The following is a 991-nucleotide window of genomic DNA, read 5'->3' as shown; positions in this document are numbered from 1 at the left end:
CCGTCTTTACCGTTGGTGATGTTTGTTGAAACTGGTTCTGAACCATCGTTGTTATTAACAGTAACGGTTTTGCTGCCGTCTTGGTTTTCAACCAAGGTTACGGTTGGACTCTTACCGTCTTTACCGTCATTTACCGTGGTGCTGGTGCTTGTGCCATCAGGGTTGTTTACTGTGATGGTGTGTGTACCGTTGCCGTTGTCGGTCACAGTCGCTGTGGCTGATTTACCGTCAGCACCTTTTTCACCTTGGTCACCTTTTTCACCATTCTTACCATCTTTAACCGTGGCAGTGCTTTGAGTGCCATCTGCGTTGGTGATGGTAATGGTGGCTGTGTCGCCAACTTTTTCTACGGTGGCAGTTGGTGATTTGCCGTCATTCACCGTGGTGCTGGTGCTTGTGCCATCAGGGTTGTTTACTGTGATGGTGTGTGTACCGTTGCCGTTGTCTGTCACAGTCGCTGTGGCTGATTTACCGTCAGCACCTTTTTCACCTTGGTCACCTTTTTCACCATTCTTACCATCTTTAACCGTGGTGCTGGTACTTGTGCCATCAGGGTTATTTACTGTGATGGTGTGTGTACCGTTGCCGTTGTCTGTCACAGTCGCTGTGGCTGATTTGCCGTCAGCACCTTTTTCACCTTGGTCGCCTTTTTCACCATTCTTACCATCTTTAACAGTGGCAATGCTTTGAGTGCCATCTGCGTTCGTGATGGTAATGGTAGCTGTGTCGCCAACTTTTTCTACAGTGGCAGTTGGTGATTTACCGTCTTTACCGTTATTCACCGTGGTGCTGGTGCTTGTGCCATCAGGGTTGTTTACTGTGATGGTATGCGTACCGTTGCCGTTGTCTGTCACAGTCGCTGTGGCTGATTTGCCGTCAGCACCTTTGTCACCTTGGTCACCCTTTTCACCATTCTTACCATCTTTAACCGTGGTGGTGGTTTGAGTGCCATCTGCGTTCGTGATGGTAATGGTAGCTGTGTCGCCAACTT

1 protein-coding gene is annotated in these 991 nt (G+C 48.9%); it reads right to left on the bottom strand.

Annotated features, from left to right (window positions below; translation table 11 throughout):
• Positions 1–991 (bottom strand): collagen-flanked surface repeat-containing protein (locus ACWIW0_RS11280; protein ID WP_454453392.1); only part of this gene is annotated, 991 nt, incomplete at both ends.

The sequence above is a fragment of the Ursidibacter sp. B-7004-1 genome (genome assembly GCF_053654055.1).
This window is presented reverse-complemented; position numbering and strand designations above follow the sequence as displayed.